The sequence below is a fragment of the Mycolicibacterium smegmatis genome (assembly GCF_001457595.1).
GTDB classification, from domain to species: Bacteria; Actinomycetota; Actinomycetes; order Mycobacteriales; family Mycobacteriaceae; genus Mycobacterium; species Mycobacterium smegmatis.
Map to the genome: position 1 here is coordinate 1997628 of NZ_LN831039.1, position 17160 is coordinate 2014787.

At 65.0% G+C, this 17160-nt stretch carries 13 protein-coding genes, 1 tRNA gene and 1 pseudogene; 3 read left to right on the forward strand and 12 right to left on the reverse strand.

The window, feature by feature from the left end:
- Positions 1-104 precede the first annotated feature (104 nt).
- From AT701_RS09475 to AT701_RS09485, 3 genes are all read right to left on the reverse strand, one after another.
- A complete protein-coding gene (locus AT701_RS09475; protein WP_058125712.1) occupies positions 105-1817 on the reverse strand; it encodes a SelB domain-containing protein in 1713 nt (570 codons plus the stop codon).
- A complete protein-coding gene (selA, locus tag AT701_RS09480) occupies positions 1805-3085 on the reverse strand; it encodes an L-seryl-tRNA(Sec) selenium transferase (protein WP_058125713.1) in 1281 nt (426 codons plus the stop codon). Before selA ends, AT701_RS09475 begins: the two co-directional genes overlap by 13 nt.
- A 23-nt stretch (positions 3086-3108) precedes the next feature.
- Positions 3109-3203: transfer RNA gene (locus AT701_RS09485), tRNA-Sec, on the reverse strand.
- Positions 3204-3242: 39 nt separating this feature from the next.
- On the opposite strand from AT701_RS09485, the gene selD reads away from it, so the two are divergent.
- Positions 3243-4235 carry a selenide, water dikinase SelD gene (selD, locus tag AT701_RS09490; protein ID WP_011727954.1) on the forward strand — a complete coding sequence of 331 codons (993 nt, stop codon included), beginning with the start codon at positions 3243-3245 and terminating at the stop codon, positions 4233-4235.
- Positions 4236-4268: 33 nt separating this feature from the next.
- Here selD and nhaA read toward each other — a convergent pair whose 3' ends face one another.
- A complete protein-coding gene (gene nhaA / locus AT701_RS09495; RefSeq protein WP_036462323.1) occupies positions 4269-6083 on the reverse strand; it encodes a Na+/H+ antiporter NhaA in 1815 nt (604 codons plus the stop codon).
- A gap of 190 nt (positions 6084-6273) precedes the next feature.
- On the opposite strand from nhaA, the gene AT701_RS09500 reads away from it, so the two are divergent.
- Positions 6274-7473, forward strand: coding sequence for an AAA family ATPase (locus tag AT701_RS09500; RefSeq protein ID WP_029104227.1), 1200 nt, complete (start codon positions 6274-6276; stop codon positions 7471-7473).
- Entirely contained in the window at positions 7470-8492 is a 1023-nt protein-coding gene (locus AT701_RS09505) for a tetratricopeptide repeat protein (protein ID WP_058125714.1), read from the forward strand. The genes AT701_RS09500 and AT701_RS09505 overlap by 4 nt, the downstream gene beginning before the upstream one ends.
- 25 nt (positions 8493-8517) lie before the next feature.
- Here the strand turns inward: AT701_RS09505 and AT701_RS09510 are convergent, their stop codons facing one another.
- The 8 genes and pseudogenes from AT701_RS09510 to AT701_RS09555 all read right to left on the reverse strand — a co-directional run bounded on the left by AT701_RS09510 (position 8518) and on the right by AT701_RS09555 (position 17152).
- Positions 8518-8727: a hypothetical protein gene (locus tag AT701_RS09510; protein WP_223495474.1), complete on the reverse strand. Its 210-nt coding sequence runs from the start codon at positions 8725-8727 to the stop codon at positions 8518-8520.
- Positions 8728-8829: 102 nt separating this feature from the next.
- Positions 8830-9974 (reverse strand): IS3 family transposase gene (locus AT701_RS09515; protein ID WP_085976166.1). Its coding sequence is split into 2 segments (ribosomal slippage): positions 8830-9707 and positions 9707-9974, totalling 1146 coding nucleotides; the frame shifts between segments, so codons are not numbered across the junction.
- Between the two features lie 58 nt (positions 9975-10032).
- Positions 10033-10293: a hypothetical protein gene (locus AT701_RS09525; RefSeq protein ID WP_223495476.1), complete on the reverse strand. Its 261-nt coding sequence runs from the start codon at positions 10291-10293 to the stop codon at positions 10033-10035.
- A 55-nt stretch (positions 10294-10348) separates the two neighbouring features.
- Positions 10349-11778 (reverse strand): annotated as a pseudogene (locus AT701_RS09530) (IS3 family transposase).
- Positions 11779-11922: 144 nt separating this feature from the next.
- Positions 11923-12216: a hypothetical protein gene (locus AT701_RS09540; RefSeq protein ID WP_011727965.1), complete on the reverse strand. Its 294-nt coding sequence runs from the start codon at positions 12214-12216 to the stop codon at positions 11923-11925.
- Positions 12217-12252: 36 nt separating this feature from the next.
- Positions 12253-13002, reverse strand: a complete 750-nt coding sequence (locus AT701_RS09545) for a hypothetical protein (protein WP_011727966.1) — start codon at positions 13000-13002, stop codon at positions 12253-12255.
- A 74-nt stretch (positions 13003-13076) separates the two neighbouring features.
- Positions 13077-16874: a putative adhesin gene (locus AT701_RS09550; protein WP_058125716.1), complete on the reverse strand. Its 3798-nt coding sequence runs from the start codon at positions 16872-16874 to the stop codon at positions 13077-13079.
- Positions 16874-17152 (reverse strand): WXG100 family type VII secretion target, encoded by a 279-nt coding sequence (locus AT701_RS09555; RefSeq protein WP_058127586.1) that lies wholly within the window; start codon positions 17150-17152, stop codon positions 16874-16876. Before AT701_RS09555 ends, AT701_RS09550 begins: the two co-directional genes overlap by 1 nt.
- Positions 17153-17160: the final 8 nt, after the last annotated feature.

Consider the following 17160-nt stretch of genomic DNA (forward strand, 5'->3'; position numbering starts at 1 on the left):
CACCGCACTTTGCACCGCGAGCGTGCGGGTCTGCCCGTCGACACCCCGGGTTTTGTCAGCAGTCGGTGCACGTTCGGCGAGGGTGAGCGGGCGCTGACCGCTGGTCAGTCAGCCTGGCCGGTGTCACCCGCACGGCGGACGCGGACCGTCCGGGTCCCGTCGTCCGCACGCGTGGTGACCCCGCGCGCATCGAGCTGTTCGAGCAGCGGGACCGCCACGCGCCGGGTGGTGTTCAAGGCGCGTTTGGCTTCGGCGACGGTGAACGGCTGCGGCAGCCCGACGAGGACCTCGGCGGCACGATCGAAGGCGTCAGGACCGAGTACGACGCCGTCGGCGACCCTGACGAACCGGCCCGCACGCACCGCTGCGGCGAGCTCCTTGGGCCCCAGGTTCAACTCGGCGAGCTCAGCGGCCTCGGGCGCGCGGAACGGTTCGGCCGCGAGCCATTCCCGCACGGTCTGCACGGCCTTGTCGACGCGTGGCGGCAAGGCAACACCAGGCCGCTGCACCAGACCGTCGCGCAGTTGCAGACCAGTGCCGTCGAGCAACGCCGGCACCAGTTCGACGGCGGGCAACCCGACCCGTTGGCGCAGCGTCTCGAACGGCATGCCCGCCGCGATATCGTGCTCGGCCGCCCACTGCTCGACCGCTGCCAGTGCCAGTCGCCGCCGCTCGGCCCACCACTCCGGGGACACCACCCAGTCGCCGATTCGCTCACCGACAACCTCGAACCCCATTGCGCGCAGATCTTTGGCGCGGGCACACACCGGCGGTGTGACCCGGCCGGTCGCGAGTGCGGCGGCCCGGGCGCGGGCATCGCCTCGTCGGCGCAGCGGCGCAGGCCGCACATCGAGCACCTCGACACCGGCGACGATGCGGTGTGCGCCAGGATCTCTCAACAACCCGATATCGCCGATGCGCAACGGCAGTGCGCGCGTGAGGCGCAGGCGGGCGCCGACATCACCGAGCGGTCGCACATGTACCGGCACCGACGCCGAACCGATGTGCAGCGTCAGCTTCTGGTGCAGCTTGCCCGCCGAACGCAACACCACGTCGACCTCGGAGGTGTCCAACCAGGCCCCCGGCGTCCGGACCGCGTCGCCGCGGCGGAGGCTCTCCCGTTCGACACCACGCAGATTCACCGCGACGCGAGCCACGGCCGACACCGCGTCGCGATCCCGGCCGAGCGACTGCAGGCCCCGTACCGTGACCAGCCGACCGTCGCGTTCGAGTTGGTCGCCGACGCGGATGGTCCCTGCGGCAAGGGTGCCCGTGACCACCGTGCCCGCGCCGCGCACGGTGAACGAGCGGTCGACCCACAGCCGCACGTCGGAGTCGGTTGCGGGAGCGGGCAATCGGTCGACCAAGGCGACCAACTCGGCCTGTACGGAACCCAGATCGGTGCCGAGCACCACACGCGCGTCCGGAATCCGGTCGCGCACCTGGGCGATGGCGCGTGCTGGGTCGGCGAGATCAGCCTTGCTGATCACCACCAGGGTGTGCCGCACACCGAGGGCTTCGAGTGCGGCGAGATGTTCTTCGGACTGCGGCATCCAGCCCTCGGTGGCCGCGACGACGAACATCGTGGCCGGGACGGGCCCGACCCCCGCCAACATGTTGCCGACGAACCGTTCGTGCCCGGGCACGTCGACGAACGCGATGTCACGCCCCTCCAGCGTCGTCCACGCGAAACCGAGATCGATCGTCAGACCACGACGCTGCTCCTCGACGAGGCGGTCGGGCCACATCCCGGTGAGCCGGTGTACCAGTGTGGATTTCCCGTGGTCGACATGACCCGCGGTTGCTACGACGAACATGCGCGGACAGCCTCGACCAACTTGCCGTCGTCCTCGGGGGCGACGGTGCGCAGGTCCAGCAGGCAGCGTCCGTTTTCCAGCCGCCCGACGACCGACGGGTTGCCGACGCGCAGCGGAGCGGCATACGCCTCGGGCAGACTGACTGCCGCACTGGGTAATTCAACGTCTGGCGCCCCACCACCGCCGACAGCCGCAGTGCAGTCCACAGCCTTCGCGTCGGGAAGCAGCGATGCCAGGCGACCGGCCCGCACGCGTAGGGACTCGACGTCGACGCTCAACGCCTGTGCGACGGGCGGAGGGGGACCCGTCAGGGTCGCCTCCAACGCGGCGAGGGTCAGCTTGTCAACACGCAGGGCGCGCGCCGCGGGATGTCTGCGCAACCGCTCGATCAGATCCTCGGTGCCGAACAGCAGACCGGCCTGGGGCCCGCCGAGCAGCTTGTCACCCGACGCGGTGACCAGATCGGCGCCGTCGCGCAGCATCGTCGTCGCATCGGGCTCGTCGGGGAGCAACGGATGCGGCGTCAGCAGGCCCGAGCCGATGTCGACCACCAGCGGTGCGCCGAGTGCGGCGAGTTCACGAACCGGCACCGACGACGTGAACCCGCTGACGGAGTAATTGGACGGATGCACCTTGAGCACGAACCCGGTGTCGGGGCCGACGGCGTCGGCGTAGTCGCGCAGGTGGGTGCGGTTGGTGGTGCCCACCTCTCGAATACGCGACCCGGTCGACTCCATAAGCGCGGGCAGACGGAAGCCGTCGCCGATCTCGATGAGCTCACCGCGGCTGACGATCATCTCCTTGCCCGGCGCCAATGTCATCGCGGCGAGCAGCAGCGCTGCGGCGTTGTTGTTCACGACGTGTACGCCGCCTGCGGTGGGGACGGCGCGCGCGAGCGCGGCCAACGCTCCGCGGCCCCGCCGGGCCCGGCGGCCGGTCTCCAGGTCGAATTCGACGTCGGTGGCGCCGCTGGCGGTGACGACGGCGTCGATCGCGGCGCGCGACAGCGGTGCCCGGCCCAGGTTGGTGTGTACGACGACGCCGGTGGCGTTGATGACCGGTCGCAGGCTCGTCGCGCCTGTCGGCAGGGCGGCGACGGCGGCGTCGGCGACCTGCTCAGGAGGTATCTCACCGGCCCGCGCCTTCTGCTGCGCTTCGGCGATCACGGATTTCACCAGCGCGCGGCCCAGCAGCTGTTCGGCCGCGGCGAGGCGCGGGTCGGCGAGCAGCGTGTCGGTGCGGGGCACCCGGCGACGGGGATCAGTCATGGAGGAGCGGTCCTGGCATTCGATGGCGGAGGCGGACGGGAATCGAACCCGCCAGCGGCAGAAACTGTCGCTCAGCGATTTTGAAGACCGCGCCGGTCACCAGACCGGATACGCCTCCGTGACCCATCGCTCCATCATTACAGGCAACATGGTCTTCATGACGTACCGACTGACCCAATACGCCCATGGTGGCGGCTGTGCCTGCAAGATTCCGCCCGGCGAATTGGAGGACGTGGTACGCGGGCTGACCCACGCCGATCCGAAGGATCCGCTCGGTGAGCTGCTCGTCGGACTCGACGACGGTGATGACGCGGCCGCGGTGCGGATCAACGGCGATACCGCGTTGATCGCGACGACCGACTTCTTCACACCCGTCGTCGACGACGCGTACGACTGGGGCCGGATCGCGGCGACCAACGCGCTGTCTGACGTCTACGCCATGGGCGGGCGACCGGTGGTGGCGGTGAACCTGCTGGGGTGGCCGCGCGATGTGCTGCCGTTCGAGTTGGCCGCCGAGACCCTGCGCGGCGGTCTCGATGTCTGTGCGGCGGCCGGTTGCCATCTCGCGGGCGGACACAGCGTGGACGATCCCGAACCCAAGTACGGCCTGGCCGTCACCGGCATCGCCGATCCGAAGCGGTTGTTACGCAACGATTCCGGTAAACCCGGTGTGCCGTTGTCGCTGACGAAGCCACTCGGCATCGGTGTGCTCAACAGCAGGCACAAGGCCACCGGTGAAGTGTTTCCCCAAGCGATCGAGGCGATGACGACCCTCAACGCCGCGGCCTCGGCTGCGGCACTCGCCGCCGGTGTCGAATGTGCCACGGATGTCACCGGTTTCGGTCTGCTCGGACATCTGCACAAGCTGGCCCGCGCCAGTGGGGTGACGGCGGTGATCGACTCGAAAGCCGTGCCCTATCTGGAAGGGGCCCGCGAGGCGATCGCGGCCGGATTCGTCAGCGGTGGGTCGCGGCGCAACCTCGAGTGGGTGAGCCCGCACATCGATGTGTCCGAGGTGAAAGAGGACGAGGCGCTGCTGCTCGCCGACGCGCAGACGTCCGGTGGTCTGCTGATCGCAGGCGAGATCCCGGGCGCCCCGGTGATCGGCGAACTCGTCGCGCGTGGCGATCACACCATTGTGGTGCGGTAATCGGGACTCGCGCCCGACGCGTTGCGGTCGTCGTCAACCGACATCGCGGCGTAGCAACTGTGCCAGATACCACGAGTTCGCCGGACCCATGACGCGGTTGCCCTGCACGTAGATCGTCGGGGAGGCGGGCAGCCCGGCGGCCTGAGCATCGAGGTTGTCGTCCTCTACGCGCGACAGTTGGTTGTTGGTGTTGAGCGACTGTTCGAAGCGGCCCACGTCCAGGTCGACATCGCGGGCAATGTCCGTCAGTGCGGCGTCGGGGTCGCCGCCGGGTTTGACGAGGGCGTCGTGCATGTCCCAGAAGCGGCCCTGCTGGGCGGCGGCCTCGAGGGCCAGTGCGCAGTTCAAGGCCTGGTCGTCGGTGGTGTGATGGCGGAAGACGATCCGCAGGCGGTCGCCGAACTGCTGCCTGACCTCGCGAAGTGCTTCGGCCGTTCTCGTGCGGTAGTCCTCGTCGATCGCGGCATAGACCACGACGGTGGCCGCCGCGTCGCGGGGCCCGCGCACGTGGTCTCGCTCCATATCCACGTCGCGCTGGAGGACTCGCCCCGCAGGGGTGGGCAACGGTCGCACGCGGTCGCCGATGCGGAACGTCGCCCATGCCAACAGGAACGCCACCGCGGATGCGATCAAGACACCTACGCGGGCCTCGGCCTGCGATCGGTTGTCCCCGAGTGAAATCTTCACCACAAGCAGGGAAATCGTGAACCCCATGCCGGACAACGCGCCGATACCTGCGATCCTCGGCAGATCGAGGCCAGGCACGCGCGAAGCCGCTGAGAACCGTTCGACGAGAAACGCGGCGGTGGTGATGCCGAGCAGTTTCCCGACGACCAAACCGACGACAATGCCCCATGTCAGTCGTGAAGCCGCCGCATCGTGAAACGCTGCACCGGTCAACGCCACCCCGGCATTCGCCAGGGCAAAGATCGGCACCACAACGAAATTCACGTACGGCGTCAAAACCTCGGACATCCGTTGATTCAGCGGGACCGAGTAGTCCAAGGTACGACGCACCACTCTTGCGGCCCGTGGATTGGGTGCTTGACGGAAGAGATGGACAAACCGAGCGACCCGGTCGACGTCTGGCCCGTGTTGTGGATACACCGGCATGAGAAGCGCGACGAGAACACCGGCGAGGGTCGCGTGGACACCAGATGCGTGGGTCGCGAACCACGTCGCCACTGCGACGACGAAGTACGGCGTCATCCGCCACACACCGACCCGTTGCATCATCCACACCACGAACAGGCCCGCGCCCGCCAGCGCCAGTGCGCCGACGTCGAGGTCGGCGGTGTAGAAGACGGCGATCACCGTGAGTGCCCCGATGTCGTCGAGGACGGCGAGGGTCAGCAGGAATATCCGCAACCGCGGGGCATTGCTCGGGCCGACGAGAGCCAACATGCCGAGCGCGAAGGCCGTGTCGGTCGAGATGACCGCACCCCATGCCGAAGACGACGGCAGGCCCTGTGTGAACGACAGGAAAATGACCACGGGAACCACCAGTCCGCCGAGCGCACAGCAGGCCGGCAAGATGGCACGGCGGCGTTGCCGCAACTCGCCGATGGTGAGTTCACGTCGTACGTCCAGGCCGACCGCGAAGAAGAAGACGGTCATCAGACCCTCGTTGACCCACTCGGCAAGCGGCAAGGTCAGGCCGAGTCGCCCTACCTCGATCGAGGCCGTGGTCTCCCACAACGACGAGTAGGTGGAGCCGATGTTCGCCCAGATGAGCGCCGACGCGGTGGCTCCCGCGAGCGCGAACGCCGCGTAGGTGTCGTTGTTGAAGAAGCGGTTCAACACCAGACGGTGACGCAGAACGGCTGCGTCGTCCCGGCTGATGGTCATCGCCGCACCCTCCGATGGTGAACAGGCTGGGTCGCAAAGCGTGCCTGGCATGGATGGGTGATCCGGACCGCCGAGGTGCGCCGCCGTATGAGGCCACCGGATACCCGCGTGGTTGCGCCCGAAACGTCTGATTGGCGACGTTCCCCACCCGGTGCGCCCGATAGGATCGCCACAGATCGAGGGGGTGCGCATGGCTGACGACGCGGTCATCGATGAGTTGGCTGCGGCTGTCGTACGCAGCCCCGAGTTGACCGAGCTTCGGCTGCACCTGGCCGCGTTGTTGGTCGAGCGTGGACGCTACGCCGAGGCGCTGGCCCATTGCAGCACCGTCCTGGCGCAGGATGCCGGTAACAGCCGCGCCGTGGACCTTCTACAGACATGCAGCGCAGCGTTGTCGTCGACACCCCGTCCCGAGCGGTTCGACTGGTCGGCAGCCGAGGAGCAGGTTGCCGATATCGTCAAGCCCGCGTTCGTCGAAGAGCCTGCGCAGGTGGTCGATGAAAACGATTTCGACGCCGTGCGGTCCAGCGGTGTGCGACTGTCGGACGTCGCTGGGATGGCCGATGTGAAGAGGCAGCTCGAGCTGTCGCTGCTCGGGCCCATCCGCAATCCCGAACTGATGAAGGCCTTCAAGATGTCGGCCCGTGGCGGCCTGCTGCTCTACGGTCCGCCCGGCTGCGGCAAGACCTACATCGCGAAGGCCGTGTCGGGCGAGCTTGGCGCGAACTTCTATCAAGTGGGCATCGCCGACGTGCTCAGTCGGTGGCTCGGCGAGAGCGAACGTGCGGTCCGCGCGGTGTTCGACACTGCACGTCGTAAGGCGCCGTGCGTGCTGTTCTTCGACGAGGTCGACGCCCTGGGGCATCGTCGCTCGGCTCTCGGCGGCAGTTCCGGGTTGCGTCCGGTGGTGAACACGCTGCTGGAGGAGATGGATTCGGCCGCGTCGAGCAATGACGGTGTCTACGTTCTCGGTGCCACGAATGCACCGTGGGATGTCGACGTCGCACTGCGGCGGCCGGGCCGGTTCGACCGGATGATCTTCGTGCCGCTGCCGGATCCTGATGCGCGGGCGGCGATCGTGCGTCTGCATCTGCAAGATCGTCCGGTGGAGGGCATCAACCTGGCCACCGTCCTCAATCGCACGGACGGTTTCTCCGGGGCAGATCTCGCTCATATCTGCGACACCGCAACGCAATTGGCCATGTCGCACTCGTTGCGCACAGGCCAGGTCCGACCGGTGCAGATGCACGACATCGATGCCGCCCTGGCGCAGATCCGCCCATCGGCCGGCGCGTGGTTCGACACCGCCCGCAACGTGGTGGAATTCGGCAACCGTGACGGCGCCTTCGATGATCTCGCGAACTACATGCGGCGCAGGAGGATCCGATGACATCGACAACTGGCGGCGCCAGGGATGTCGCGCAGGCGTACTTCGATTCCGGCAACTACATGCGCGCCGAAGAAGTCCTGAGGTCGGCGCTTGCCCAAGACCCGGACAACCCGGAACTGCTCGCGGGCTACGCTCAGGCCCGGCTCGGACTCAACGATTACCAAGGGGCGGCCTGGGCGGCGCATTCCGCAATAACGAAAGCCCCGACCAACGAGCATGCCAAGCGCATCTACGCGTTCGCCTTGAGCGGTCAGGGACGCAACGCCGACGCTCTACAGGTCGCGTGGAAGTCCGTCACCGAGCATCCGGACGTCTATATCGCCCATTACGCGTACGCGAACCTGTTGTTGTCTGCCGGGCAGGCACAGCAGGCGTTGACAGCGATCAACGAGGCATTGCGGCTGAATCCCACGGCCCCTGACTCATGGGTGCTGCGTGGTGACATCTACCGGGCCCTGAACTGGATGGCCCCAGCCGAGGCCGACTATCGCGAGGCGCTGCGATTGCAGCCCGACAACGCCGCTGCGGTGAACAATATGGCGGTCAACCAGCTCCAACGCGGAGATACCCGCGCTGCGATCGGTGGTTTCATCGGTGCCGGCCGACTCGACCCCGGGGTGGGGGAGTTGGTCCGCTACAACATCGGCGCGGCCTTGACGAGGTGGTTGCGGCTGGCGAACACGTGCGTGATCTTCTTGTTCGCGGCAGCCGTCGTTGTGATGGCGCTGCACGACGAAGGCCGGCCGACGGTCATCCCGAGGATCATCGCGGGGTTGATCACTGTCGGGTTCGTCGCTGTCCTCGTGTGGATCCTTCGTCGGGTGCCGACGCCCGCCTTGCGTGCCGTTGTCGGACAACGAAAGATGCTCGCGGTCCGGATGCTGTTTCTGGTTTTCGCGGTGATCGCCGGTCTCGGCATTTCGCTGCTGGGGCCGAATGTGGTGACCAGCACGCTTGCGGGACTGTTGTTGCCCGGCGTGATCCTGATGACGCTGATCCGGTGGTTCACCAGACACTGACGGTCACAACGTCATTCGTCGTCGCTCACACCTCTTCGACGTGCTCGTCGCGCAACGCCCACCCCAGCAGATAACCCAGGGCGTAGCCGAGCACAGGAAAACCGAACAGCGGCAGGGAACTCACCGCGCCGACGGTGGCCGGCACGAATTGTCCGCGCACGATCGAGTTCCCGCGTCGACCGTCGCTGATACCTGCGATGAACAGACCGCCACTCAGCAGAGTCGTGCCTACCACGATGGGCGCGGCCCACCCGCCGAGGTACGCGCCAAGGGCAATCTGGCGAGTCCCCGATACTGAGTCCACCCGGTTCTGGAGTCGGGTTGGTGTGATCCAGTTTCAGTTGATGCTGCAGGCCACCGGTGTGTGGGTGCAGCTGCAGACGGCAGCGTACTCGGCCGGCGTGCGGTAGCCCAGCGCCGAGTGTCGGTGTCGGTGGTTGTGCTCGTCTTTGAAGTCGCCGATGACCACCCGGGCCTCGAGCAGGGTGTTCCAGTGGTTGCGGTTCAGGCACTCCTTGCGCAGTCGGTTGTTGAACGATTCGATGTGTCCGTTGTTCCACGGCGTCCCTGGCGGAATATAGGACATACCGATCCTTCCGTCGCAAAACTGTTGCAGTGCTTGAGAAATGAATTCCGGCCCGTTGTCCATCCGCAGCACCCTCGGCGGCCCACCCGCCGCGACGAACACCTTCTTCAACTCCTCAACGAGTCGGTCGGCGGTGATCGAGCGTTCGACGATGTTGAGCAGCGAGACGCGGGTGTGTTCGTCGATCATCGAGGCGATCTTGATGGCCTTGCCGTCGATGGTGGAATCGAACTGGAAGTCGATCGCCCACACCACGTTCGGGGCGTCGGCCTCGATCGGCGGGATGGAGGACACCCCGGCCCGCTTACGCGGACTGTGCACCCGCACCTGCAGGCCCTCCTCGCGCCACAGCCGGTGGATCTTCTTCTTGTTGACCTCACGGCGTTCGTCGTAGCGCAGCGCTGCCCAGGCACGTCGGAACCCATGGCAGGGGTGTTTGGTGGCGTAGGAACGCAGCCAGCCCCGCATCTCAGCATCGGGATCAGCGGGGGTCTCCGCCAGAGGGAGGCGACGGCAGGTGGAGCGGGCCAGCCCAACGGCTTTGCAGGCCAGCCGTTCCGACATGCCCATCGTGGTGGTGAGCATGTCGACGGCGCGGCGCTTGGCAGCTGGGCTCAGAATTTTCCCTTCGCGACCTCCCGCAGGGCGTCTTTGACCAGCTCGGCCTCGGCGAGCAGTCGCTTGAGTCGGGCGTTCTGCTCGCGCAGTTCCTTGAGTTCTTTGGCGGCGTCGGTGTCCATGCCGCCGTAGGAGCGGCGCCAGTTGTACAGCGTCGCGGGCGAGACCTCGAGTTCGGCGGCGATTTCCTCGCCGGTCTTGCCTTCCGCGGTCAGTTCGTCCGCACGGCGCAGTTTGCGCACGATGTCTTCTGCAGAGTGCCGCTTCCGACCAGCCATACGTTCATCGTCCCTTCTCGCCCGACATCGGGCTACAGGACTCTAGAACTGGTTGGACTCAATCAGTGGGAACACGCCAAATCAACGCGGCAAAAACGGTCATCAGCCACCAGAACTTCGGGGCCGTCATGCTGCCGTAGCCGTTCTCGACTGTCATCACTTGGCGCAGTGGTCGATCGGTGTCGCCGTCGGAGTCTTCCGGCAGATCCCTCGGTTCGTAAGTCCCCAAGCTGATCACGCGCCCGCCGACCACCAGGTACGGGGTGCGGACGAAGGCATAGAACACCGGGATGATCACCACGATCGGAATCAGCCACACAACGGTGTCCCAGCCGCGGAACGGAATTTGTCAAGGTGTTTGAGTCCAGTGGGTGTTAAGCGGCTTCCGTTTCGGTCTCCTGTTCGGCCGGTTTGGGTGGGTTGATCGCCGCGGATTCAGGTAGGTCGATGACCTTGGGTGCGGTGTCGCGGCCGAATCGGCGTGGGTGGCGCGCCCTGGCGTCGGCGAGCACGGCTCGGCGCTGGGTGTCTTTCCCGCCGGCGAGGCCGTAGAACACATCGGCGGGTGTGTGCAGCCCGATGCCGCTGTGGCGGTGTTCATGGTTGTACCACTGCACGAATCGGTCCATGAAATCCCTCGCGTGATGGATGGATTCGAAGCGTTCCGGGAACGCCGGCGCATACTTCAAGGTCTTGAACCAGGACTCGCTGTAGGGGTTGTCGTTGGATACCTTGGGCCGCGAATGCGAGCGGATGACGCCCAGATCCGAGAGCAGTCCGGCGACGGTGTTGCTGGTCATCGAGGTGCCCCGATCAGTGTGCACGACGTGTGGGATGCCGTAGGTGCCGAAGATCTGTTCCATCATCTCCTTGGCCAGCTGGCCGCATTCGCGGGCGTGCACATGGACCCCGACGATGTAACGCGAGTAAATGTCGATCATCACGTAGGCGTCGTAGTAGACCCCTTTGACCGGGCCGGCCAGTTTGGTGATGTCCCACGAATACACCTGCCGCGGCGCGGTGGCCACCAGTTCCGGGCAGACCGCTTTGCGGTGCCGGGCCAGCCGACGGCGCTCCTTGACCAGCTTGTTGGCATTGAGGACGCGGTACATCGTCGACACCGAACACAGGTAGCTGCCTTCATCGAGCAACGTGGCCCACACCTGCATCGGCGCGGCATCGACGAACCGGGCACTGTTGAGCACCTCAACCACCCGGGTGCATTCGGACTCGGTGAGCTTGTTGACCGGGACCGGTCGTGGTGCCCGATCGGCAGGCGCCGGCGCGGGTTTGGCGCGTCGAGTGGCCGTCGAGCGGTGCATGCCGGTCACCTCCGCGGCCTTGCGGGTCGGAATCTGGATATCCCGCAGATCGTTGTAGGCATCCATCAGCGCTTGGTCGGCGGCGTGTCGGTGTCCGCGCTCTCGGAGAGAGACTCCAAGAGCGCGTGTGCTTTTCCCATGATCCCCAGGGCAGCCTCGGTGGTCGCCAGCCGATTATTGGCCTGGGCGAGTTCCTTTTTCAGGCGGGCGATCTCGGCCTGCTCGCGGGTGAGTTTACCGACCTTCTCCCCAGGTGCCTTGCCTTCCAACACCCCAGCATCGCGTTGTTTGCGCCACTCGGCGATCTGCGAGGAATACAACCCCTCACCGCGCAGGTACGCCCCACCATCGTTGGTCGTACAGGCCTGCTCATAGGCATCCAGGTGGGCCAGCTTCTGCGCCGGAGAAATCGAGCGCCGCCGGCGCGGGCCATCAGATCGCGGTGAAGGTGCCACCGCTCCAGTCTCGCGCACAGCAGCCATCGTCGTCGTCATGGTTCAGGTGATTCCGTTCTCGCCCCGAGATCAAGCCAAGTTGCCAAGTTGCTAAGTTGCTAAGTTGCTAAGTACCAGTGGACTCAACTCACCCTGACACCCAGGGAACTGCTGGAGCGCGACTCCTTCTACTCAGCGCATCAAATACGTGTAGTAATTGCCGATACATTCGAGCGCTTTCGGGGAGAGTTCGGGATGCCTCGCATGCATCTCTGCCTCGACGAAATCGCCGGCGTCGTTGAGGGTCATGTGAGACCAGTCAGGACGGAGGCTCATGGCTTCGTCGAGTAGTTCGCGAACGAGGGCTCTCGCAGCCTGCGCGGATTGGGTGCCGTAGAAAGCGTCGAACTCGGTGTCATTCTTACCCGGGTAATGCTTGAGGTAGAGCGTGAGTGCCTCGCTCGCATCAATGTCGATGCCGGTCACGATGTCCTCCTGCGGAGCAAAGAAAGAAGAGAGCCGTCAGATTACGTCACGTCCGAGCAATATCCAGTCGTCAGCTTCATTGACGACTCGAACTCCGGGTATATCCGGGTTGCTCTTGATCATGTTTACTAGAGCGTCCCAAGTGATGCCGCCGTAGGAGATACCGGGGCGGTTTCGCGTCGTGTAGGTCAGCACCCATCCGGCCCGTCCGGCTGCCGACGAAGTCACAATGTCCGGCTGTCCCGCGTTGGCACCGTCCTTCAGGTGGAGGTACAGCTCTCGTCCACGAAGGTGAGTTATTGCTGATCCGTACCAACCGTCTGATGTCATTTCTGCAGCATCCGAGATCACTCTCTCGAGGTCGTCGGCTACCACCAGTGGATTGGGGGTTCGGTCTGCCTCGGGTGTGGAAAGGTCGGCCAGGATGACAGGGAATTGGACGCGCGGGATCGCAACAGTTTCGTTTCTCATGTTCGCGACGACGAGCCAGTCTGGGCGTACGGTTTCGTAGGCCGCCTTCAGGATGTTCGACCATTGCGAGGCGACGAAACGATCGGGAAGATCGGGATGGCGTCTCGATGTGTAAACGACCATCGCCGAACTGTCATCGTCCAGTTTGCGCAACCGCGTGGACAGGACACGGTTGCCGTCGATCTCCCGCTCGGTGGCGACGTAGTACAGCGTCACACCATCGAGTGCTCGAAACAACTCCAATCGAGCACGACCGTCGCCGGTGTCCTGGGCGGCCGAGGAGAATATTCGCGCGCGCTGGTCTTTATCGATCACTGTGAGGTCCTCGGAGTCGGTTGTCGATCGGTAGTCCGGAGAACAAAGGCGACAGGTAGGTGTTCGGGCATGGCTTACCAGTCATCATCGCCGAGGTTTTCAGGTTCAGGCCAGGGATACTTCTCAATGAAATCGTAGGTGTCCTGGTGGTAGATCCCGTGGACGTCGAAAACTCTGTGGTTCCAGGAACCGAGGCACGCCACGAAGTCAACCGCTCCCATGTTCGGCTGTAGAAGGTCACTGAGTGTTGTCGCTCGATCAACCGTGTGCGGAGTACCTACAATGTTCATGTCGTCGGGCGGCAAAAGTGTGTAGTTGGGCATCGTTTCGCCTGGGTAGTACGTCTTCTTGAAGACGCGGGAGGTGTCCCCACCCGACTCGATGAGATTCCCCAGCGACTGCGTGATCGGAGAACCATGTTCGCCGTACACCGTCACGGATGTGTCTGCGGGGACGGTGAACGTTCCATCGCCGCTGTGGTAATCACCATGCCCGCTTATCTTGTAGCGGCCGTCTGGCCCGACGGCGTTCTCGCGCGGACCGTCGTCGTCGCTGTAGCCACGATCATCGCCCCGCTGTTGATCGGTGTCGTCCCGCCAGCTATGGCTTGGCTCTGCGCGCACATCCGCGTCAGGCTTGTTCGATGCTCGATCGATTGAATCCTGATCTGTATCCCGAAGAGTACGACTATCTGTCTCCGAAGTGAGTCCGTCGTGTCTTGCGGTTGGTTCCATCTGGCCATTCGGCGCAGGACCATCGGCAGATGTCGTTCTGTGGAACAACTCGGTTGCCCTGCCCGTGTCCGGGTCGATCTGGACAATTCGAGTGACATTCGGGTTATCCATCAGACGTGGAATCTCGACCGTCTGCCAGATGTTGCCTGGCCGAAGGTCGCTGCCCACGATCGCCGTAACGTCGCCGCGAGCATTCTCAGCATATGCCGCCGAAGCGTCTTCCCAGAACCTGACTGATTCGGGATCGTGACGGTTCCATGCGGGCAACGGATGCACGCCGTTGCGCTCAAGCGTCATCTCGAGCGTTGTCCCGTTCGAGCCCTCCGCAATTCGCTCGGCAATTCCAGAGCCGTCCGGTCCTACGCCGACCCCGTTCGCGTCGCGTCCTGACCAATAGTGAGCCGAATCAGGTTCTGTTCTTGTCAGACGAAGGAGTTCGTCATAAGACGGCAGGCTGCCCGGAACGTAGTGGCCATTCTCATCGAGCATCGGGTTGTAGTCGAGATCTGACTTTGCAGGATCCGTGAATGCGTCGCCGTCGTGCACAGGCGGCTCCAGCCCACTGGAGTCGTGCGGTGGTTCGGGTTTCGGGGGTGGGGAGTTGTGGTGAGAATCGGACGGCGGCACAGACGAACCCGGCGCAGTGCCATGTTCCTTCGGTGCCGTTTGTTCAGACGTGCTCGAGGCTGGGCTGGTAGACGCCGATTGTCTCGATTGGTCCGCAGATGAATGGACCGGCGCCGACGGCGTGCTCCCTGGTGTCGGTCCGACCGCGCTGGGTTGTTGTGCCCTGGGAGTTTCCGGCGATCCCGTGTGCGAAGGTCGTGTCTCTGGACCGCGCGTGGACGTGTCGGGCGTCGGTAATTTGGCAGCGGGGGAAGGGCTTTCGCCGCCACCGTGCACCGGTCCCGGAGCGTGGGGCGTCATGGGCGAACCCGGTCCGCTCCCCACGCCAGGCGACATCATGGGCCCCATCGCGGGTTGTGGGCCGTTGACGGCCGAAGAATAAGCCGGCTCCCGAGATTCGTTGGTTTCTGCCGAGTTTCGGTCGTGGGTGACCGGTTGTTCGGCGGCAGCATTATGAGCGGGTTGCTGTTCAGCAGGCCGATGTGCTTGCTCGTCCGCCCAGTTGCGCGACTCGTCGGTTACCGGTCGGTGGTGCTCGGCCGAGCCGATGTTGCTGTCCGACGAGATCGCGGAGTGCTCACCACCCACTGACCCGCCAATGTGTTGCGTCGGTGAGTGTGTGGATGCAGGCGCATCCGATGTCGAGGGTTGGTGAGTCGGTGTCGAGTTGGACTCTGCCGACGTATGGGGAGCGTCGTTTTGTGCTGCGGGCGTGGCGGGTTCGGGCGCATGCTGCGGCGTGTGATCGACGCTGGGCGGCGTGTGGCTGGGCTCTGGGTTGCCGCGAATCCCGGGCTCGCCGACCGAAGAGGACCCCGGATGGCTCGGCTCGGGCGTGCTCGGCGTATGCGGTGGCGGGGCGTCGCCGCGTGTCGGACCTGGATCGGCCGGGCCGACCGGGCGGTGTGGAGATTCAGGTGGGGGACCGTCGCCGCCACCGGGCGGGCGGGTGCCACCGGGATTGTGTGTCGTCGGCCCGGGCGGCTCGGGAGGCCGTACCGGGGCTTCGGGACCGCCCGGATTGGACGGGGCATCAAGACGATTGGAGGGCGCCGGGTTGATGACGGAGTCCGGGATGCCGTCCTGCCGGATCTCCGGTACTTCGGGGACGCGGGACCCCGTGACCGACAGGTCGTTCCCGTCCAAGCCGTGACGCCCTGGGAGATCGAGGGGCGGAGAGTCCGCGTGGTCGAACGCCCTGCGGACTTTGTTGACACCCTTTGCCACGGTGCCACCCTTGGACAACGGCCCGCCTACGAACAGGCCGGCGATGTTGAAGCCCGCTTCGCCGATGCCGCGTCCCGGATTCTCCCCGGTCAACTGGTCCCAGGCGAAGAACTCTTTGCCGGCTGCGATGCCGATGTCGTCGATCAACGACGGATCCTTGATGACGGCCAGGGCCGTCTCGCCCAGGCCCTTCCAGGTGTCGAAGTCGGCGAAAGCCACTGTCCCGGCCACCGTGTTGATCACGCCGTTGAGTACGCCGGTCGACAGATCGGTCTGGAATTTGATGATGTCCGAGATCGCGCCCCCGACTTGATCGCCGAGGATTTCCCGCAGGTTCTTGTCAGCCCATTTCTGGAACTTGGTGACGGTGTCGTTGAGCGCGTTCTTGAGCTCTTCCAGCAATGCGCCGACGGCTTTCACCTGACGCTGAAAGTTCCCCAGAAGGGTTCGAATGTCCTCGACGACCTCTTTGATGATGTCGAGCGCGTCCCCGGTGAATATGCCTTTGACCGTGTCGATGATCCCGTCGATGGACGCTACGCGGTCAAGTAACCGCCGTATCGCGTCCTGCGTTTCCTGCACGTTGTCGGCGAACGTATTCAGTGTCTCGGCGAGGTTCGTGGCCTGGTTGGCCAGGTCCGCAACGCCGTCGGCCAGATCGGCGTGTGCCTGGGCGATCTGCGAAGCTTCGGGGATCTTCTGCGTCGATACGGCTGTGCTGGACCCGCTGACCTGGTTCGAGACGGCCGAGAACCCGGTCGCCAAGTTCTCCCACTGCGCCGCGGTCAGACGCAACATCGCAGGATTGCCCGACGGCCAGGCGGTAGGTCCGAGAAAGCTCCCCACGAGGTACCACGCCGGCGGCGGCGGAACGACGCTGAGGCTCGGGCTGTCCCTCGCGTCAACGGGTTTGGTTTCGTCGAACTTGCCCTTCACGCCTCCTGTCGGGGCGCCGCCGCCTATGGTCGAAACGGCGTCGGCATTGGCGTAGTTGTGCCCACTCGCCTGGAGTCTGAGGCCGACGGTTTTGAAAGTGTTTGCGCCGTTGGCCAAAGTGTTGGAGAACTTCTGCGTGAGATCTCCGTAGTCCAGTGCCATCGCGAGGCCGGCAAGGTCGATGCCCGAGGCGATACCGCTCGACAACATGGGGCCGAGCGCTCCCATGAGCATGTCCAACTGATTGCCCAGCGAGAGCATGCTCTCCCCGGCGCGGATCAGTACCTGGGGGTCGACTTCAATGCGTATTCCGCTGACGCCACCGCCGCCACCGCTGTTGGATGGCACTAGTCATCCCACATCTCGGAGTTTTTGGTAACGGCGTCACTGTAATTCGAGCGTGCAGTCTGGGCGATCTTCTGCAATTGAGACAACGCTTCACGCATCTGCTCAGCGCCTTCTCGCCACAGTGCCTGCGCCTGCGCTTGTGCGTCGGAGGCCTCGCCATGCCACGACTGCCGCAACGAGGCCATGGTCCGGTCGATGTCCTCCAGACAACTGGTGACCTCGCGTTCGTAACTTGCCATGTGCGCGATGGCATCTTGCATCTGGCCGAAATCGACCACCAGAGGGG